The sequence below is a fragment of the Pantoea sp. SIMBA_079 genome (genome assembly GCF_046940275.1).
Classification (GTDB): Bacteria; Pseudomonadota; Gammaproteobacteria; order Enterobacterales; family Enterobacteriaceae; genus Pantoea; species Pantoea borealis.
Window position 1 is genome coordinate 1 of sequence record NZ_JAWRYR010000402.1, and the last position, 266, is coordinate 266.

1 protein-coding gene is annotated in these 266 nt (G+C 74.4%); it reads right to left on the bottom strand.

Annotated features, from left to right (window positions below):
* Positions 1–266: leukotriene A4 hydrolase C-terminal domain-containing protein (locus tag SB719_RS20550; RefSeq protein WP_412159798.1), on the bottom strand; the 266-nt coding region annotated here is incomplete at both ends.

Consider the following 266-nt stretch of genomic DNA (forward strand, 5'->3'; position numbering starts at 1 on the left):
GGATCGGCCTCGGGCGCGTCGGGCGCCTCGGGGGCGGCCGGCGGAGTCGGCGGCGCGGGCGCCGGCCTGGCGTCGGCGATCAGCGTCTCGACCGAGCCGGTGGTGATCGGGTGATAGCCCGGACGGGCGCGCGCGAAGATCTCCTTCGCCAGCACCAGGCCCGGCTCGGTCTGCACCAGCGCAGTGTAGATCGGCATGATCAGCTTGCGACGGCCGACGCGCTCGGTGAACGCGGCCAGCGCCTCGTTGGCCTGCGTGTAGCCGCT